General features: G+C 66.0%; 14 protein-coding genes. 7 read left to right on the top strand and 7 right to left on the bottom strand.

Annotated elements, in window-relative coordinates:
• The first annotated feature begins 22 nt into the window (after positions 1-22).
• From ATC04_RS01220 to ATC04_RS01205, 4 genes are all read left to right on the top strand, one after another.
• Positions 23-1207 (top strand): hydroxylase, encoded by a 1185-nt coding sequence (locus ATC04_RS01220; RefSeq protein ID WP_047120475.1) that lies wholly within the window; start codon positions 23-25, stop codon positions 1205-1207.
• 30 nt (positions 1208-1237) lie between these two features.
• Entirely contained in the window at positions 1238-1468 is a 231-nt protein-coding gene (locus tag ATC04_RS01215; protein ID WP_047120476.1) for a hypothetical protein, read from the top strand.
• 65 nt (positions 1469-1533) lie between these two features.
• A complete protein-coding gene (locus tag ATC04_RS01210; RefSeq protein ID WP_047120477.1) occupies positions 1534-2463 on the top strand; it encodes a VOC family protein in 930 nt (309 codons plus the stop codon).
• A 126-nt stretch (positions 2464-2589) separates the two neighbouring features.
• On the top strand, positions 2590-3345 hold the full coding sequence (locus ATC04_RS01205; protein WP_231735871.1) for an ankyrin repeat domain-containing protein: 756 nt from the start codon (positions 2590-2592) through the stop codon (positions 3343-3345).
• A gap of 4 nt (positions 3346-3349) precedes the next feature.
• Here ATC04_RS01205 and ATC04_RS01200 read toward each other — a convergent pair whose 3' ends face one another.
• From ATC04_RS01200 to ATC04_RS01180, 5 genes are all read right to left on the bottom strand, one after another.
• Complete coding sequence (locus ATC04_RS01200; protein WP_047120478.1) at positions 3350-3901, bottom strand: hypothetical protein; 552 nt, start codon at positions 3899-3901, stop codon at positions 3350-3352.
• Between the two features lie 339 nt (positions 3902-4240).
• On the bottom strand, positions 4241-5074 hold the full coding sequence (locus ATC04_RS01195) for a bifunctional allantoicase/(S)-ureidoglycine aminohydrolase (RefSeq protein WP_047120479.1): 834 nt from the start codon (positions 5072-5074) through the stop codon (positions 4241-4243).
• Between the two features lie 11 nt (positions 5075-5085).
• The gene (locus tag ATC04_RS01190; RefSeq protein WP_047120480.1) at positions 5086-6342 is read right to left on the bottom strand and encodes an aldolase/citrate lyase family protein; all 1257 of its coding nucleotides are present in this window, start codon (positions 6340-6342) and stop codon (positions 5086-5088) included.
• The gene (aceB, locus tag ATC04_RS01185) at positions 6339-7970 is read right to left on the bottom strand and encodes a malate synthase A (protein ID WP_047120481.1); all 1632 of its coding nucleotides are present in this window, start codon (positions 7968-7970) and stop codon (positions 6339-6341) included. Before aceB ends, ATC04_RS01190 begins: the two co-directional genes overlap by 4 nt.
• A gap of 80 nt (positions 7971-8050) precedes the next feature.
• Entirely contained in the window at positions 8051-9436 is a 1386-nt protein-coding gene (locus ATC04_RS01180) for an NAD-dependent malic enzyme (protein WP_047120482.1), read from the bottom strand.
• A 217-nt stretch (positions 9437-9653) separates the two neighbouring features.
• On the opposite strand from ATC04_RS01180, the gene ATC04_RS01175 reads away from it, so the two are divergent.
• A complete protein-coding gene (locus ATC04_RS01175) occupies positions 9654-10427 on the top strand; it encodes an IclR family transcriptional regulator (protein WP_047120483.1) in 774 nt (257 codons plus the stop codon).
• A gap of 90 nt (positions 10428-10517) precedes the next feature.
• On the opposite strand, the gene ATC04_RS01170 is transcribed toward ATC04_RS01175, so the two are convergent.
• The gene (locus ATC04_RS01170; protein WP_060616985.1) at positions 10518-11678 is read right to left on the bottom strand and encodes a hypothetical protein; all 1161 of its coding nucleotides are present in this window, start codon (positions 11676-11678) and stop codon (positions 10518-10520) included.
• 399 nt (positions 11679-12077) lie between these two features.
• Here ATC04_RS01170 and ATC04_RS01165 point away from each other — a divergent pair, with 399 nt between their 5' ends.
• Positions 12078-13799, top strand: a complete 1722-nt coding sequence (locus ATC04_RS01165; RefSeq protein ID WP_047120485.1) for a 3-ketosteroid-delta-1-dehydrogenase — start codon at positions 12078-12080, stop codon at positions 13797-13799.
• Between the two features lie 152 nt (positions 13800-13951).
• Here ATC04_RS01165 and ATC04_RS01160 read toward each other — a convergent pair whose 3' ends face one another.
• A complete protein-coding gene (locus tag ATC04_RS01160; protein ID WP_047120486.1) occupies positions 13952-15805 on the bottom strand; it encodes an ABC transporter ATP-binding protein in 1854 nt (617 codons plus the stop codon).
• A gap of 455 nt (positions 15806-16260) precedes the next feature.
• Here ATC04_RS01160 and ATC04_RS01155 point away from each other — a divergent pair, with 455 nt between their 5' ends.
• The gene (locus ATC04_RS01155; protein ID WP_047120487.1) at positions 16261-18432 is read left to right on the top strand and encodes a copper-translocating P-type ATPase; all 2172 of its coding nucleotides are present in this window, start codon (positions 16261-16263) and stop codon (positions 18430-18432) included.
• Positions 18433-18435 lie beyond the last annotated feature (3 nt).

The following is an 18435-nucleotide window of genomic DNA, read 5'->3' as shown; positions in this document are numbered from 1 at the left end:
TTGATTAGGAAGCGAGAATTCCATGACGATTACCACCGTGAGCGACGTCCTCACCACCCGTGCCGATGAGCTGCGCGCATTGGCCTCCGTCAACGAAGAACTGGGCAAGCTCAGCGACGAGACCGTGCAGATCATGCGCGAGTCCGGCGTCATGAAGCTGCTGGCTCCGGTGGAGTACGGGGGAACCCACGCCCACCCTGTGGAATTCGCCGAAACCGTCATGAAGCTCGCAAGCCTGGACGGCTCCGCCGGCTGGGTTGCCGGCGTGGTCGGCGTGCACCCGTGGGAACTGGAACTCATGTCCCCGAAGCTGCAGGAAGAAATCTGGGGCGAAAGCGACGAAGTCTGGGTCTCCTCGCCATATGCACCGATGGGCACCGCGACCCCAGTCGAGGGCGGCTACCGCTTCTCCGGCCACTGGCAGTTCTCCACCGGCACCGACCACTCGGACTGGGTCATCCTGGGGGCCTTCCTGGGCGACTCCGAGGGCAAGCCGGTCCAGCCGCCCCGCTTCCTGCACGTGGTGGTTCCGCGCAAGGACTACACCATTATCGATGACTCCTGGAATGTCGTGGGCCTGAAGGGCACCGGCAGCAAGGACGTCGTCATCGATGACGTCTTCGTTCCCGAGTACCGCGCCCTCGACCAAGCCGAGCTGTTCGCGGGCGAAGTGGCCCGCAAAGCGGGCAAGACCGAGCCGATCCACCGCCTGCCGTTCTACAGCATCTTCCCGGTAGGTCTGACCTCCGCCGTCATCGGCATCGCCGAGGGCGCGCTGCAGGCCCACATGGACTACCAGCGCGAGCGTGTGCAGATCAACGGCTTCAAGTCCGTCGAGGATCCGTACACCATGTACGCGGTCAGCGAGGCGGCCGGCGAGATCAGCGCTTCCCGAGACACCCTGCTGGCCAGCATCAACCGCCTGTACGACACCGTGGCAGCCGGCGGCGAGATCAGCTTGGAGCAGCGTGCCGTCGCCCGCCGCACCCAGATCCAGGCTGCATGGCGCGCCACCAATGCGATTGACATGATCCTCTCCCGCTCGGGTGGCAACGGCCTGCGCCTGAACAACCCGGTGCAGCGCTTCTGGCGCGACGCCCATATGGGCCTGGCCCACGCGATTCACGTCCCAGGCCCCAGCTACCACGGAGCAATCCTTACAGAGATCGGTGTGGAACCGGCGGCCAACCTGGTCTGGGCAGTCTAGCCATACAGCCCGCAAGCGAAAGGAGACGCAATGGCACGCAAAGCCAGCTGGAGCCAGTTCTCGGGCAAACACGTGGAACTGCGCAAAGATGGACAGTTGGTCCGTACAGGTTTCGTCAAGGATGTTCTTGACTCGGACGAAGCGCTTTGGTTGGAAGCGGAACGCTTCCAGCAGCGCATTCTGATTGATAAGAGCATGGGATTCACCATTCGCCCGATTGCCGACCCGCCAATGAACTTAAGGTTGCCCGCGGCAGTCTAGGACCAGATCACCAAGAGCACCGGGCGACGCCCGGGAACTCACTAGATACAAACAAGGAACAGACAATGACTCACATCCGTGGACTTGGATACCTGAAAGTTCAGACCCAGCACATTGCCCGCTGGCGCGAACTGACCGTCGAGGCCCTGGGCTTCGCAGAAACCGTCGGCCCGAACCCTGACGGCTTGTACCTGCGCATGGACGAGCGCGAAGCCCGCCTGATTGTGCTCCCGGGCGACGTAGACCAGGTTGTCGCAGTGGGCTGGGAGGTCCGCGACCAGTTCGCCCTGGCCGCCGTGGCCAAGGACGTCGAGGCCGCAGGCATCGCGGTGACCTGGCTGACCGAAGAGGAAAACGACGAGCGCGGCCTGGAGCAGGTCATCACGTTCACCGATCCAGCCGGCCACCCGGTGGAGATCTTCTTCGGCCCGCGTATGGACCACACCCCGCTGATCACCGGCTACGCGCAGAAGTTCATCACCGGCGCGCAGGGCATGGGCCACGTCGTGCTGCCGACCACCAAGATGGAGGAGACCACCTCCTTCTACACCGAGGTGCTCGGCTTCCTGCCGCGCGGCGCCGTCCGCCTGGGCCCGGAGCGCCCGGCCACCCGCTTCCGCTTCTACGGCTGCAACCAGCGCCACCACTCGCTGGCCATGGGCCCGGCTCCGCACGGCGAGGCTCCGGGCCTGGTGCACCTGATGGTGGAGGTCGAGGATCTGGACACCGTGGGCCGCGCCTACGACAAGGTGCGCCAGATGGACTTCAACATCACCGCATCGCTGGGCCGCCACACCAACGACCACATGGTTTCCTTCTACGTCCGTGCACCGGGCGGCTGGGACATCGAGTACGGCACCGACGGCATGCTCGTCGACGAGTCCTACTACACCGCCGAGGAAATCACCGCTGAGAGCTACTGGGGCCACTCGCACGAGGGCGCCGAACCGCTGGCGGCCTTCATGCCGCCGGCAGCAGTCGCCGCGGCAAACTAGTCGCAGACGCGCATGACGCTCCCCGGTGCCTGGTTGGAAACAGCCAGGCTCCGGGGAGCGTTTTTCTGTCCGGGACGACCCGTGGGGCGGATGCGCAAGACCGCTGGATGCTGGCAAGGTGGAGGCATGAAAGAACACGGACCGCGCGGCGGGTGGTTCCACCGCTCCGCGATGCGCCCCTGGCTGGCGCCGGCGGCACTCGGCTCGGCGCTGCTGCTGGGCGCCTGTTCGAACACCGAGCCCCCACCACCGACCGAAAGCGGGCAGCATACCGTGGACACCGAAGACCAGACGGCAGCGCTGCAGGCGGCGGTGGACTCCGGAAATCTGGCGGCAGCGCAGGCGGCCATCGCGGGCGGAGCGGATGCCAATGCCCGCTACGCCGACCGGATGCCCCTGCTGGTGCGCGCGGTGAAGAATGAGGACACCTCGCTGGCCGCGGCGTTGATTGAAGCCGGCGCTGACGTGAACGCAAAGGATCCGATCGAGGACTCGGCATTCCTCTATGCAGGTGCCGAAGGCCTGGACAACATCCTAGAACTCACCATCGCGCACGGCGCCGACGTCGCCAGCACCAACCGCTACGGCGGGACCGCGCTGATTCCCGCCTCGGAACACGGCTATACCGAAACCATCAAGATCCTGCTGGCTGCCGGGGTGCCTGTGAACCACGTCAACGACCTGGGCTGGACCGCGCTGCACGAAGCCATCGTGCTCGGCGACGGCGGCCCGAAGCAGGTCGAGTCGGTACGGCTGCTGCTGGACGGCGGGGCTGACCCGGGCATTCCTGACGGCAATGGTGTGCTTCCCCGCGAACTGGCAGATCTGCAGGGGTATACCGAAATCGTCAACGTGCTGGATGAGCACCTGGCGGAGCATTGAACCGCTAGTTGCTGGCCGCCGACTCCTGCTGGCGCTCCTGTTGGATCTTTTCCACCGTAGCCACCGCATCCGGGGCGAAGGCGTAAAGCTTGCCGTCGCTCTGGTGGACCCAGAAGCGTCCGCACAAGTCGGTGGTGCGGGACTGCGCTTCGTCCGGCCACCAGTCGGCTTCCAAGGTCCGCGTTGCTGAAATCTCTTCCGGGTCCATGCGCTTGACCCGCTCATCCGTGGCATAGGCCGCGGCAAGTTCCTTGCCGCTCGGCTTGCCCGGTGTTTTCACCGGGGTGCAGGACTTGCCCGGAAGTTTCCCGGCATAGTCCATGACGAAGATCCGTTCGCTGCCGGTGTTGCGCTGGACCAGTTGGACGTTGCTTCCGCCGGACGGGACCCAGCCCGGCAGGATGCCGTCCTTGACGGCCTGCTCAGAGGTGGCCGCGTTGCGGGTGGTCGACTTATCGGCCTTGTCCTGCATCAGTTCGCCGACATCGCAGCCGGTCAACGCCGCGGCGAGGGGCAGTGCCAGCAAGCTGGCCATCACATACTTTTTCTTGGGCATGCTTCAACCCTATGAATTACCGCCGCGGCGAGCATCAACGCAGGGGCGGAACCATCCCGGATACGTCTCCTACCCTGGGTGGACTCGATGCGGGACGGTTTCCGCACCGGCCCCGGTTTGGCTTCGTATCTCGGTTCGGCTGCCTACTGTTGGCGCGCCAGCCGAGAACGCTCTTCCGGAAGGGCAAAAAACCGGGGCCAGCGCCCGGCGATAACCCGTACGCCAGTTCACCACGTCCGAGCAAAAAGAAACATCACTGGAACATGAGGTGGACATGGTGCGCCGACGTACGGCGGGTTCTCGCGGGCTCCGGCCCCGGAGCTCTAGGTGGAGATCAAGCTACAACGTGATCTGCCGGTTCTGGTCCTTGTACAGCAGGTAGCGGAAATTGCTCGGTCCGCCGGCGTAGCAAGCCTGCGGGCAGAAGGCGCGCAGCGCCATGTAGTCGCCGGCTTCGACCTCGACCCAGTCGTCGTTCAGGCGGTAGACTGCCTTGCCCTCCAGCACGTACAGGCCGTGCTCCATGACGTGGGTTTCGGCGAACGGGATCGATGCGCCCGGCTCGAAGGTCACGATGTTCACGCCGAAGTCGTAGGCCAGGTCCTGCGGATCCAGCATGCGGGTGGTGCGCCACTTGCCGTCGGTGTCCGGCATGTGGCCCGGCTCGATGTCCTTCTCGTTGCCGACCACTGCCTTCGGGGCCGGCACGTAGTCCAGCGCCTCGTAGCGCTTGCGGATCCAGTGGAAGGTCACGATCTCGGACTCGTTGTTCTTCAGCGACCAGACGGCGTTCGGCGGAACGAAGGCGAAGCCGCCCTCGTCCAGCACATGCTCTTCGCCATCGAGCGTCAGGGTCAGCGCGCCGCCGACGACGAACAGGAAACTGGAGACCCCTGCCTGAGGTTCCGGCTTGGCGGCGCCGCCGCCCGGGGCGATCTCCACGATCACCTGGGAGAAGGTGGTGGGGCCGCCGGCGACCGGGCGGTTCAGCACCCAGGCGCGGGTGTCGGTGAACTCCGGGAACACGCTGGTGACGATGTCGCGCAGCACACCCTTGGGGATCACGGTGTAGGCCTCGGTGACGATCGCGCGGTCGGTCAGCAGGTCGGTCTGCGGCGGGTGGCCGCCGTAGGTGTTGTAGTACGGGCTCTTCACCTGGGCTGGAACGGTCATGGGAAAATCTCCTAGTTTGCGTGGGAGCGATTCAGCGCGATCGCTTCCAGTTCGGCAAGTGTAATTTGGGCAAGATCGGTGACTTCCTGCGCGCCCACCGCGCCGCAGGCCACCCCGCGGTGGATGTAGCGCGCCAGGGCACGGGCGGTGGCGGGCTCGTCCATGATGGCCGATTCGATCTTGTGCACGTAGTTGCGCAGGCGGGTGCCGGCCGCTTCCAGCCCTTCGCGGAAGAAGGCGAAGGTGGCCAGGTAGCGGGTCACCAGATGGTTTTCGTGCATGTCCCAGCCCTGGTAGATGCCGCGGGTGAGGTGGCGGGTGACCAGGCGGGCGTGCAGCGCCCAGGCGGCGGCGACGTTCTCCGGGTCGCCGGCCGGGATGATGTTGGTGGAGCCGTCGGACAATTCCACGCCGGTGCCGGCCACGGCGACCTGCATGACGTCCTTGGCGAAGTCGGCCACCGGATGCTCCATGGACTGGTAGCCGGCGGCCACCCCCAGCGAGGCCGAGTAGTCATAGGTGCCGTAGTGCAGAGAGGAGACCCGTCCCTGGCCGGCGTGGATCAGGGCGGCGACCGGGTGGCTGCCGTCCGCGGCGATGATCACCTGCGGGGTCTCGACCTGCACCTCGAAGCGGATGCGCCCGTTCTCCAGGCCGTGCGCTTCCTCCAGCTTTTCGGCCAGGAAGACCATGGCTTCGACCTGGTCCACGGTGGTGACCTTGGGCAGCGTCAGGCGCAGCCCCTCGGGAAGGGGGCCGTTGGCGAGAAGCCGCGAGATAAACAGGTCCAGGGTGCGGATGCCGCGGGCCCGGGTGGGGGCCTCGAAGCACTTGAAGCGGATTCCGATATAAGCCGGGGCCTTGCCGGCGGCTACGGCGGCGGATACCGAGTCGGCGGCGGCCAGGGCCGCTGCATCCTCCTCGGCATCCGGCCGATTGCCGTAGCCGTCTTCAAAGTCCAGACGCAAATCTTCGATGGGTTCGCTCGCCAGCTTCGCGGCCACCAGCTCGCCCAGGCGCTCCGGTTCGGCCAGGTTCAGCTTGGCTGCCAGCTTGGCCAGCCCCGCGGCGTTGCCGGCGGCGGCCAGGGCGTTGGAGCCCCAGGCCTCCGGCAGGCCGATGGTGAACTTGTCCCCCGGCACGTACACGGTGTGCACGGGCTGGCGGACGCCGGTATCCCCCGGGTAGGCGGATTCCAGCAGCTGGTCGGTAGCGGCCAGCTTGGCTTCTACCGCGGCGAGCGTTGACTCATCGAAGACGTTGCTCATGGCTTGGTCACGTATTCCTTTTCCAGTAGTTCGTAGGCGCCGGTGGTGAGGAAGTCTGCGAAGTCCTCGTCGCGTCCGGAGACCAGGGTGCCGATCAGCGTGGCGGCCGGCTCGTAGTACTTCGCGAAGCGCTCGGCGTCGTTGACCTCCCCGCGCAGCTTCTCTACCTCTTCGTCCAGGATGCTTGCCACCAGTTCGGCGGTGATGGTGTTGCCGGTGTCGGCGGCCACGACCTTGTTGCGGATCTGCTGCCAGATCTGCGAGCGGGAGATTTCCGCGGTGGCGGCGTCCTCCATCAGGTTGTGGATTGCCACGGCGCCGTTGCCCGAGAGCCACACGGCGGTGTAGGCCACTGCCACGTAGAGGTTCAGGCGCACGCCGGCCTCGGTGACCGAGCCCGGGGCGCTGGCGATGTCCAGCAGCTGCTCCGCGGTGACCTCGACCTCCGGACGCTGCTTGTCCAGCTGGTTCGGCTTGCTCCCCAGCACGGAGTCGAAGACCTCCATGCAGGTGCCGACCAGGTCCGGGTGGGCAACCCAGGAGCCGTCGAAGCCGTCGTTCGCTTCGCGGGTCTTGTCCGCGCGCACCTTCTCGAAGGCCGCGGCGGTGACTTCAGGTTCGCGGCGGTTCGGGATGAAGGCCGCCATGCCGCCCATGGCGAAGGCGCCGCGCTTGTGGCAGGTCTTGACCAGCAGTTCGGTGTAGGCGCGCATCATCGGCGCGGTCATCGAGACATCCGCGCGGTCGGGCATGATGAACGCGTCGCCGGCTTCGCGGAAGGTCTTGATGATGGAGAACAGGTAGTCCCAGCGCCCGGCGTTCAGGCCCGAAACGTGGTCGCGCAGCTCGTAGAGGAACTCGTCCATCTGGAAGGCGGCAGGGATGGTCTCGATGAGCATGGTGGCGCGCACCGTGCCGTACTCGATGCCCAGTTCGGCCTGCGCGAAGGTGAAGACCTCGTTCCACAGGCGCACCTCCAGGTAGTGCTCCATCTTCGGCAGGTAGTAGAACGGTCCCTGGCCGGATTCGGCGAGCACCTTCGCGTTGTGGAAGAAGTGCAGGCCGAAGTCGACCAGCGCGCCGACGCCCGGCTTGCCATCGATCAGCACGTTGTTCTCCGGCAGGTGCCAGCCGCGCGGGCGGACCACCACGGTGGCCAGCGGCGCATCGGTGCGCAGTGCGTAGGACTTTCCGGTCTTCTCATCGGTGAAGGCCAGCTTGCCGCGGGCGGCGTCCGACAGGTTCTTCACCGCGTCGATAACGTTGTTCCAGCTCGGGGTGGAGGCGTCCTCGAGGTCCGCCAGCCACACCTTGGCGCCGGAGTTCAGTGCGTTGATTGCCATCTTGGCGGGGGTGGCCGGGCCGGTGATCTCCACGCGGCGGTCCTGCAGCGCTGCAGGCGCCTCGGCGACCTTCCAGTCGCCGTTGCGGACCTCTTCGGTGGCCGGGTCGAAGTCGATGGCCTTGGCATCGGAGAACTGCTTGCGGCGCACGTCGCGGGCGGCCAGCAGCTCGTTGCGGGTTCCGGCGAACTTCTGGTGCAGCTTCTCGATGAATGCCAGCGCGTCATCCGAGAGGATGTCTGCCGCGCCGTCGAACTCCGGAATGCGGGATAGTGAAATGCTCATGTGGGTTGCTCCTTAACCTCTGTGCTCTGTTCCAGTGATGCGGCCCGAAAGGGCCAGGGGTGACTAGCCCCGGGTTGTGGTTAGTCCTTTGCCGCGGCGAGTTCCACCGCGACGGCCACGTCGGTGGCGACCTGCGGGTCGAACACCGAAGGGATGATGAAGCCGGGGTTCAGCTCATCGTCGGTTACCCGGGCGGAAATCGCGTCTGCGGCGGCCAGCAGCATCTCATCGGTGATGTCTGCGACGCCGGCATCCAGCAGGCCGCGGAAGAAGCCCGGGAAGGCCAGGACGTTGTTGATCTGGTTCGGGAAGTCACTGCGTCCGGTGGCGACCACCGCCGCGTGACGACCTGCAACCTCCGGATCCACCTCTGGATCCGGGTTGGCCATGGCGAAGACGATCGCTCGCTCGTTCATTGCGGCGATGTCGGCTTCGTCCAGGACATTCGGGGCGGAGACGCCGATGAAGACGTCGGCGTTGACCACGGCTTCCTTCAGCGATCCGGAGAAATTCTCGGGGTTGGTGTTCTGCGCCAGCCACACGCGGTGCTCGTCGGAGTACTGCTCGTCGCGGGTGATCGCGCCGTTGCGGCCGCAGGCGATGATGTTCTTCGCTCCGCGGGCCGCCAGCAGCTGGATGATGGCGTTGCCTGCGGCGCCCACGCCGGAGACCACGATGCGCACGTCCTCGATCTTCTTCTCGACGACCTTCAGCGCGTTGGCCAGGGCGGCCAGGGTGACGATGGCGGTGCCGTGCTGGTCGTCGTGGAAGACCGGGATGTCCAGTTCCTCGCGCAGCCGGGCTTCGATCTCGAAGCAGCGCGGGGCGGCGATGTCTTCAAGGTTCACGCCGCCGTAGACCGGGGCCAGCGCCTTGACGATCTTGACGATTTCGTCGGTGTCCTGGGTGTCCAGGCAGACCGGCCAGGCGTCGACGTCGGCGAACTGCTTGAACAACGCGGCCTTGCCTTCCATGACCGGAAGGGCCGCCGCCGGGCCGATGTTGCCCAGTCCCAGCACGGCGGAGCCGTCGGTGACCACGGCGATGGTGTTGCGCTTGACCGTCAGGTTGCGGGCATCGGCGGGGTTCTCCGCGATGGCCATGCAGACGCGGGCCACACCCGGGGTGTAGGCGCGGGAGAGGTCGTCGCGGTTGCGCAGGGCGACCTTCGGGACGACTTCGAGCTTGCCGCCAAGGTGCATCAGGAAGGTGCGGTCCGAGACGTTGCGGACGTTGACGCCGTCCAGCCCGTTGAGCGCGTCGCGGACCTTCTCGCCGTGGGCGACATCCATGGTGTTGCACGAAACGTCGACCACCATGTGGGTGTGGTGCGATTCGGTCACGTCGAGGGCGGTGATGTGGGCACCAGCCGAGCCAACCGCTGCAGCCAGTTCGCTGGTCGCGGTAATCGACGCTGGGGTCTCTACGCGAAGCGTCAATGAATATCCCGGGCTAGGTGCTGCCATGAGGTCCTCCTGTAAAAGTTTCCGTATAGTGGATACTAATATCCTCAAAATGAAAACGCAAGGCCATTTTGTGCAGTATGACACAACTTTTCACACTAATTTTTCTCGCATCATGGAATCTCTGTTCATCATGGGGCTATTCTTAGAGAAAAGATTTCGCATCGCAGAAGTTAAGTGCCGACAACTTCCACGATTCAGAGGCACCGAGGAGTCGTATATGACGCAGACAACCAGCAAGTCGACCACCGGCGGCGTCCAGTCCGTCGAGCGCGCCTTTGAATTGCTCGAAGTCATCGCCCGAGCCGGCGGCGAAGCCGCGCTGAGCGAATTGGCCGCCGACACCCCGCTGCCGCTGCCGACCATCCACCGCTTGCTGCGCACGCTCGTGGGCGTGGGCTATGTGCGCCAGCTGCCCAACCGCCGCTACTCGCTGGGCCCTCGCCTGATCCGCTTGGGCGAGGTCGCCAATCGCCAGCTGGGCGCCTTGGCCTCGCCGGTGCTCAAGGAATTGGTCGCCAAGCTGGGCGAATCAGCGAATATCGCCGTGCTGGACGGCGACATGGTCACCTATATCGCCCAGGTGCAGTCCCCGCACTCAATGCGCATGATCACCGAGGTGGGACGCCGCGCCATGCTGCATAACTCTGGCGTCGGCAAGGCGGTGCTCTCGGTGCTGGACGACGAGCGCGTCCAGCGCCTCGTGGCCCAGGCCGGCATGCCGCCGAAGACCGCCAACACCATCACGACCCTGGGCAAGCTGTTCACCGATGTGGAGGCGACCCGCGAGCGCGGCTACGCCATCGACGAGGAAGAGCAGGAGCTGGGCGTGCGTTGCATCGCCGTCCCGGTGCCCGGAGCGCCAACTCCGATGGCCATCTCGGTCTCCGGCCCCGTCACCCGCGTCGACGAGGCATTCATGCAGCATGCGGTCCCGGAACTGCAGGAAGCCGCGCGCGAGCTCGGCCGCCAACTGGTGGCCGCCGCCGACTAGCCATTCAAGCCCTGCTGCCCCGGGCCGCCGGCATGTCATCATGCGGCGCCCGGGCAGTTTCTTGTTAATAGGCGTGGAGCTTGATGCGCGCTATTCGAGGATCTCGCTGGCAAAGCTCACTGAGCCCGAGCTGGTCTTGGTGCTCCACGCCAGGGCCTTGTCGTTGCCGAAAATATTCTCGAAGTTGTTTTCCGGGCTGAAGGCGAACAGCTCGCCCGTCGACGCATCGAGAGCTACCGCTTCGTTGCCAAGAGACCCCAGTTCCTCCATCTGCTCCGCAGACCAGGCAATGAAGGAGTAGGATCCCGAGGTTGACTGCCCGAAGGGGATCCGGCCATCCGGTATCTCGATGAGCCAAGCCTGCTTGGTCTCGAAATTCAGCACGGCCACGTTGAAGCTGTTCTCGCCCCTGTCAAGGTTGAAGCTCAGGGTGGAACCGCCATTCATGATCGGCCTCGGGCTATACGGATCGCCGCTGAATCCACCCAGTTCGAACTCTTCCGTGGCGTGGAGCAATTCAGTGCCGTCGAGCAGCTGCACGCCGCCGATCTGGTTCATTGTGTCCTCGGATTGAGGATCTTCCTGCGTGAGCACGGCGACACCCCGGTCGGTGCGGTAGACGGCCCCCGCGTTCTCTGCTTCCACTTTTTTGCTTCCGCCGGCCAACGGGATCGATACCACCCGGCGGCTCTTCGCGTCCGCTTCGCTCCAGTACACCTTGCCGCCGTCCAGAACGAGGGACTCGCTGTTCGAGTCGCTGGCCTTCTGGAAGTCCTTGATCTCCTGGATCCCGTCCTTGTCGTCGTAGGCCATCAGGGTGGTTGCGCTTCCGCCGTCGACTCCGCGGACCGTAGCCACCACGGTATCGCCTTGGATGGACCAGGAGGTGTCGTCAGTGGCGGCGTCCCGCTTGGAATCGGCCCAGTACAGCGAGTACTTCCCTGTTTCGTCGACGGTGTACGGCAGGCCCTTGCTCAGTACGACGGGTCGGGCATCACTCAAGACGCCCAGCAGTTGCTCCCCCTCGGGAAGATCGTGCGCTGCGCGATCGGAGATGGCGTCGCCGGGCGGCTTCACCGCGTCCCCCACTGAAACAACTGAAGCCTCAACCGTCGTGCCATCCGCCCAGCTCAGACCCTCGATCTGGCGCCGCCGTTCAGCCGCCGGCTGGCTGGCATCCTCCGTCGTCGAGGTGCCCGAAGCGCTGGAAGAAACGCGCGGAGGATTCGAGGCTTCCGCAGACTGCTCCACGCCACTTACTCCGCTGGAGCAGGAGGCCAGGACGAGTCCAAGTCCGCATATTCCTGCGATAACGGTCGGAGGACGGATTGTTCGAGTCGATGGTGGCATGGATGGATTACCTCCATAAATATCGGATTAGGTCCGTTCCGCCCATGGTTCATTAATCTATCGATGTTTACAACCCCTGGCCGGGAATCGTGATCTTCGCGCTACCGCACGTTAACCAGTCCCCGGCCAACAAGCCAGGTCCCCGCCGGGGAAGCGCCGCCGCACCCCTATAGGACAGTTCCCCGGCCATCAGGCTGCAGATCCCTGTTATCGGGACTGCGCGACGGACAGGGCTGCGGCTTGGCTAGCATGATCTAACTCAGGACCCACTTCCCGGCGTCGTTCATAGGAGACCGCTTCATGGCATCGAAAACCGTTCTTGCACCCGTCAAAATCGATCAGCTCGAAGTCGACCTGCTGGTCATCGGTTCCGGCACCGGGCTGGCCACTGCGCTGGCCGCCAAGGAGCTCGGCCTCAACGTTGCCGTGGCCGAGAAAACCAAGTACGTGGGCGGCTCCACCGCCCGCTCGGGCGGCGCCTTCTGGATTCCCGCCAACACGGTGCTCAAGCGCGACGGCGCCGTTGATTCCCTGGACCGCGGCGAGAAGTACATCGAATCCGTCGTGGACGGCTCGGGCCCGGCGGAGCGCTGGAAGGCCTTCCTGGAATACGGCGACGAAACCGTCAAGATGCTCGAACGCATGACCCAGCTGAACTTCTTCTGGTCCAAGGGATACTCCGACTACCACCCCGAAAAGCCGGGCGGCAGCGCCGCCGGACGCTCGGTCGAATCGCGCCCCTTCGACCTGAACAAGCTCGGCGACCAGCTCGGCCGCTTCCAGCCGGCCACCATGGCAGCGCCCATGCCAATGCCGGTGACCGGCGCCGACTACAAGTGGATGAACCTCATTGCCAAGGCGCCGCACAAGGCATTCCCGCTGATCGCGAAGCGCCTGATCCAGGGCGCCGGCGGACTGCTTCTCGGCCGCAACTACAGCGCCGGAGGCCAGGCCATCGCCGGCGGCATGTATGCCGGGGCCCTTGATGCCGGCATTCCCGTCTGGACTGAAGCGAAGCTGGTCGACCTTGAATTCACCGATGGCGTTGTCACCGCGGCGGTCCTGGAACAGTCCGGCGAACGCGTGAGCGTGCGCACCAAGTACGGCGTGGTGCTGGCCGCCGGCGGCTACGACCACAACATGAAGATGCGCCAGGAGCACCAGAGCCCCTCGCTGGTCGAGGACCTGAGCCTGGGCGCCAAGGGCAACCACGGCGATGCCATCGAATTGGCGCAGAAGCACAACGCCCAGCTGGCAAGCATGCAGCAGTCCTGGTGGTTCCCGGCCGTGTCGCCGCTCAAGCCCGGCGGCTCGGCCAAGATCCTGCTGGCCGAGCGTTCGCTGCCCGGATCGTTCATGGTGGACCGGTCGGGACGCCGCTTCATCAACGAGTCCACCGACTACATGAGCTTCGGCCAGGAGATCCTGCGCCGCGAGGCGGACGGCGATCCGGTGGGCGAGATGTGGCTCATCTTCGACCAGACCTACCGCGACAGCTACATCTTCGCCGGGCAGTGCTACCCGCGCATGGCCCTGCCCGAGTCCTGGTACAAGGCGGGCATCGCCCACAAGTCGTCCTCGATCAGCAAGCTCGCGAACAAGATCGAGGTTCCCGCGCAGGCGCTGGAACAGACCCTGTCGGCATTCAACGAGGGCGCCGGAACCGGCATCGACGACCAGTTCGGCCGCGGCGAGTCGGCCTACGACCGCTACTACGGCGACCCGACCCAGAATCCGAACCCGAACCTGCGCGCGCTGGACGGCAAGACCTACTACGCGGTGAAGATCGTGCTATCGGACCTGGGCACCTGCGGCGGCGTAATGACCGACGCCCAAGGCCGCGTGCTGGACAATTCCGGCGACGTCATCGAGGGGCTCTACGCCCAGGGCAATACCGCCGCGAACATCTTCGGCAACGTGTACCCGGGGGCCGGCGCCACGATTGGGCAGGGGCTGGTCTTCGGCACCATCATCGCCACCCATGCAGCGCAGAAGGCCCGCGAACTGGTCCGCAGCGCCTAGCCTTCGTTACCTTCCGAGACCGCGGCCGCGCCGGCTGGACAGGCAGCAGTGAACACCGGATCCTTCGGATCCGCCCACTGCCGCCGCCCCAGCCAGGCGCGGCCGTCTGCGTTTAGGAGGAACCGTGCACCGGTCCACCACGGTGCCTGCGGCTACTGGGCGAACTGCGTCTCGTAGAGTTCGGTGTACTTCCCGCCCAGGCCCAGCAGCTCGTTGTGCGTTCCGCGCTCGATGATGCGCCCGCCCTCGACCACCAGGATCTGGTCCGCGGAGCGGATGGTCGACAGCCGGTGCGCGATGATCAGCGCGGTGCGGTTTTCCAGCGCCTCGGTCAGGGCCGCCTGGACTGCTGCCTCGTTGGCGGAGTCCAGCGCGGCGGTGGCCTCGTCCAGGATCACGACCTGCGGGGCGGCAAGCAGCAGCCGGGCGATGGTCATGCGCTGGCGTTCGCCGCCGGACAGCCGGTAGCCGCGCTCGCCCACCACGGTGTCCAGCCCGTCGGGCAGTGCGGCGATGACCGGCTTCAGCCGCGCGCGTTCAAGCGCTTCCCAGATCTGCGTATCGTCGGCCCCGGGTCGGGCGAGCAGCAGGTTGGAGCGGATCGACTCGTGGAACAAGTGCCCGTCTTGGGTGACCATGGAGACGGTTTCGCGCAGCGAGTCGAGCTTCAGCTCGCGGATATCGGTTCCCGCCAGCTCGACGGCTCCGGAATCCACGTCGTAGAGCCGGGCCAGCAGCGAGGCGATGGTCGACTTTCCGGCGCCCGAGGAGCCGACCAGGGCGACGGTCTGCCCTGCCTTCACCTCGAAATCGATGTCATGCAGGACTTCCTGCCCGCCGCGGGTATCCAGCACCGCGACCTCTTCCAGGGACGCGAGCGAGACCTTGTCAGCGCTCGGGTAGGAGAAGTTCACGTGGGAGAACTTCACGGGCACCGGCCCGGGTTCCAGGCGGCGGGCGTCGGGCGCATCGGTGATCAGCGGCTGGAGGTCCAGCACCTCGAACACGCGGTCGAAGCTGACCAGCGCACTGGTGATTTCCACGCGGGCATTGGCCAGCGCGGTCAGCGGAGCATACAACCGGGTCAGCAGCATACCCAGGACCACCACGTCGCCAGCGGCCAGGTCGCCACGCACCGCATACATGCCTCCAAGGCCATATACCAAGGCCAGCGCCAGTGCGGCGACCAGGGTCAGGGTCGCGACGAAGTAGTACTGGCGCATGGTGACCTTGATGCCGATGTCCCGCACGCGGCCCGCGCGGAGCGCGAACTGGTGGGATTCGTCCTTGGGCCGGCCGAAGAGCTTGATCAGCGTCGCTCCGGGCGCCGAGAAGCGCTCGGTCATCTGCGTCCCCATTGAGGCGTTCAGATCCGCGGATTCCTTGCGCAGCAGCGCCACCGACTTGCCGAAGTGCCGCGCCGGCAGCAGGAAGACCGGAAGCAGCACGAGCGCAATGGCGGTGACCTGCCAGGAAGTCGTGAACATGACCGCCGCGGTGAGGATCAGGGCCACGGTGTTGGACACCAGCCCGGACAGGGTCCCGGCGAAGGCCGCCTGCGCGCCGATGACGTCGTTGTTCAGGCGGCTGACCAGCGCCCCGGTGCGGGTTCTGGCGAAGAATGCCACCGGCATCTTCTGCACGTGGTCGAACACCGCGGTGCGCAGGTCGTAGATGATTCCCTCGCCGAGCTTGGAGGAGAACCAGCGGACCACGACGGAAACGATCGCGTCCAGCACCGCCACCAGCGCGATGACCAGCGCCAGGTTGACGATGATCCGGATGCCGCTGCGGGCGACGATTTCATCCACGATCCGGCCGGCGAGCACCGGGGTGATGACGGCAAGCACCGCCGAGCAGATGGAGAAGAGCACGAAGATGAGCAGCCGGGTCTTGTAGCCTGCGGCGAATTGCAGAACGCGTTTGGGTGTTGTCGGCGCGTAGGCCTTGCCTTTGTCCCCCGACAGCTTCCAGAGGGAATGCCAGGCGGCATTTTCCATGCTCATTGTGTCTTCTCGCGTTCCTACTCGGGCGAATGCTGCAACCTACCTGCCCATGGTGCCAGCTGGCAGGCAGCTGATTCCAGCTAGGGTCAGCTTAGGCGGCGGCCCTCGCCTCCAGAACCGTTACCGGCCGAGTTTCCGGACGTCCCGCAAGCCCGGAGCCTCCGCCGCGCAGCATGGTACTTCGAAGGCAATCCGTCCGACCTGCTGGATTCCGCCGCATGGCGAGGCCAATTGCCAGCACCCCCGGAGCAGCACCCTGGACTGCAGTCCCCCGCGCGCCGCAGCCTCCCCTACGCCGCCCGGATTGCCGATCTCGAATCTTGACCTCTCCGGAAAGATCGGCATACACCCTAGACTTATACCCCCGGGGGGTATATTCTCGATGCTGAACGGCGGATCCGAGCACCTCTCGGAATTTGCCGACCCATCCGAAATTACAAGCAAGGGAGGACATCATGAGTACCCAACGGCATTCAGGGCATCCCGTGGAGCACGACCAGCACCCCGGACATGAGCATCCAGCGCCCCGGAAGCACGGCGCATCCCATGGGCACGGAACACCCGCAGGCCACGGGGAGCACCAAGGCCATCAGATGCACGAAGATCACTCCGCGCATTCCGGCCACGCGGGACACGGCGGGCACGGCGGTCATGCCGCCGCCTTCCGGAACAAGTTCTGGCTGAGCCTGGTCCTCGCGCTGCCCGTGGTGTTCTTCAGCCCCATGGTTTCGCACATGCTCGGCTACCACCTGCCTGAAGTCCCGGGCGCCGCCTGGATTCCACCGGTCCTCGGCACCGTCATCTACTTCTACGGCGGCTGGCCGTTCTTGGCCGGCGGCGTTTCCGAGATCTCCTCGCGCCGGCCAGGCATGATGCTGCTGATTTCCATGGCCATCACCGTGGCGTTTGCGGCCTCCTGGGTGACCAGCCTGGGCATCGGCGGGTTCATGCTGGACTTCTGGTGGGAGCTGGCGCTGCTGGTGGTCATCATGCTGCTGGGCCACTGGATGGAAATGCGGGCGCTCGGCCAGGCCTCCGGGGCGCTGGATGCGCTGGCAGCGCTGCTGCCCGACGAGGCCGAACGCGTCACCGAGTCCGGCACGGAAACCGTCTCGCTGGGCGAGCTGGCCGCCGGCGACCTGGTGCTGGTCCGCTCCGGCGCCCGCGTTCCGGCCGACGGCACCATCGAGCAGGGTGGCGCCGAATTCGATGAATCGATGATCACCGGCGAATCCAAGACCGCCGCGCGTTCGGCCGGGGACAAGGTCGTGGCCGGCACCGTGGCTACCGACAACGCGGTGCGCATCCGGGTCGAGGCGGTGGGCGAGGAAACCGCGCTGGCCGGAATCCAGCGGCTGGTCTCCGAGGCGCAGTCCTCCTCCTCCAAGGCGCAGGCGCTGGCCGACCGTGCCGCCGCCTGGCTGTTCTGGTTCGCGCTGGGCGCGGGCGTGATCACCTTCATCACCTGGATGCTGCTCGGCGCCCCGGATGATGCCGTCATCCGCACGGTCACCGTCCTGGTCATCGCCTGCCCGCACGCCCTGGGCCTTGCCATTCCGCTGGTCATCGCGATTTCCACCGAGCGCGCGGCCCGGGCCGGCGTGCTGATCAAGAACCGCATGGCGCTTGAACGCATGCGCACCGTCGACGTGGTGCTATTCGACAAGACCGGCACCCTCACCGAGGGCGCCCACGCGGTGACCGGCATCGCGGCCGTCGCGGGCATGCCCCGCACCCGGCTGCTGGCGCTGGCCGCAGCAGCTGAATCCGACAGCGAGCACCCAGTGGCCCGCGCCATCGTCCGCGCAGCGAACGAGGATCCCGAGGCGAAGTCCTTGGGCCTGGCCGGACGCGATTTCAGCTCGGCCACGGGCCGCGGCGTGCGCGCCGAGGTCGACGGCTCGCTGATCGAGGTGGGCGGCCCGAACCTGCTGCACGAGAAACAGCTGCAGCCTCCGGCCGAGCTGGCCGGGCAGACCGGGCAGTTCATGCAGCGCGGAGCGGGCATCCTGCACGTGCTGCGCGACGGGGAAATCATCGGTGCGCTGGCGCTGGAGGACCAGGTGCGCCCCGAATCCCGGGCCGCTATCCGGGAACTGCACGCCCGCGGCGTGAAGGTGGCGATGATTACCGGCGATGCCCACCAGGTGGCCGAGGCAGTCGCCGCGGACCTGGGCATCGACGAGGTCTTCGCCGACGTGCTGCCGCAGGACAAGGACTCCAAGGTCCGCGCCCTGCAGGAGCGCGGGCACAAGGTGGCCATGGTGGGCGACGGCGTCAACGACGCCCCGGCGCTGGCTAGAGCGGAGGTCGGCATCGCCGTCGGCGCCGGCACCGACGTGGCCATGGAATCTGCCGGCGTGGTGCTGGCGGGCAGCGATCCGCGTGCGGTGCTCTCCATGATCGACCTGTCCCGCGCCAGCTACCGCAAGATGCTGCAGAACCTGGCTTGGGCCACCGGCTACAACGTGCTCTCCGTGCCGCTGGCCGCGGGCGTGCTGGCGCCGGTCGGCTTCGCGCTCTCCCCGGCGGTCGGCGCGGTGCTGATGTCGCTGTCGACCATCGTCGTCGCACTGAACGCGCAGCTGCTGCGCCGGGTGGAGCTCGACCCGCGGCAGCTGGCTTGAACC

The organism is Arthrobacter sp. YC-RL1 (assembly GCF_001454985.1).
GTDB classification, from domain to species: domain Bacteria; phylum Actinomycetota; class Actinomycetes; order Actinomycetales; family Micrococcaceae; genus Glutamicibacter; species Glutamicibacter soli.
This window is presented reverse-complemented; position numbering and strand designations above follow the sequence as displayed.

Coding starts and splice junctions, on each gene's coding strand:
- ATC04_RS01220 (WP_047120475.1), top strand. CDS start 23: ATGACGATTACCACCGTGAGCGACGTCCTCACCACCCGTGCCGATGAG.
- ATC04_RS01215 (WP_047120476.1), top strand. CDS start 1,238: ATGGCACGCAAAGCCAGCTGGAGCCAGTTCTCGGGCAAACACGTGGAA.
- ATC04_RS01210 (WP_047120477.1), top strand. CDS start 1,534: ATGACTCACATCCGTGGACTTGGATACCTGAAAGTTCAGACCCAGCAC.
- ATC04_RS01205 (WP_231735871.1), top strand. CDS start 2,590: ATGAAAGAACACGGACCGCGCGGCGGGTGGTTCCACCGCTCCGCGATG.
- ATC04_RS01200 (WP_047120478.1), bottom strand. CDS start 3,901: ATGCCCAAGAAAAAGTATGTGATGGCCAGCTTGCTGGCACTGCCCCTC.
- ATC04_RS01195 (WP_047120479.1), bottom strand. CDS start 5,074: ATGACCGTTCCAGCCCAGGTGAAGAGCCCGTACTACAACACCTACGGC.
- ATC04_RS01190 (WP_047120480.1), bottom strand. CDS start 6,342: ATGAGCAACGTCTTCGATGAGTCAACGCTCGCCGCGGTAGAAGCCAAG.
- aceB (WP_047120481.1), bottom strand. CDS start 7,970: ATGAGCATTTCACTATCCCGCATTCCGGAGTTCGACGGCGCGGCAGAC.
- ATC04_RS01180 (WP_047120482.1), bottom strand. CDS start 9,436: ATGGCAGCACCTAGCCCGGGATATTCATTGACGCTTCGCGTAGAGACC.
- ATC04_RS01175 (WP_047120483.1), top strand. CDS start 9,654: ATGACGCAGACAACCAGCAAGTCGACCACCGGCGGCGTCCAGTCCGTC.
- ATC04_RS01165 (WP_047120485.1), top strand. CDS start 12,078: ATGGCATCGAAAACCGTTCTTGCACCCGTCAAAATCGATCAGCTCGAA.
- ATC04_RS01160 (WP_047120486.1), bottom strand. CDS start 15,805: ATGAGCATGGAAAATGCCGCCTGGCATTCCCTCTGGAAGCTGTCGGGG.
- ATC04_RS01155 (WP_047120487.1), top strand. CDS start 16,261: ATGAGTACCCAACGGCATTCAGGGCATCCCGTGGAGCACGACCAGCAC.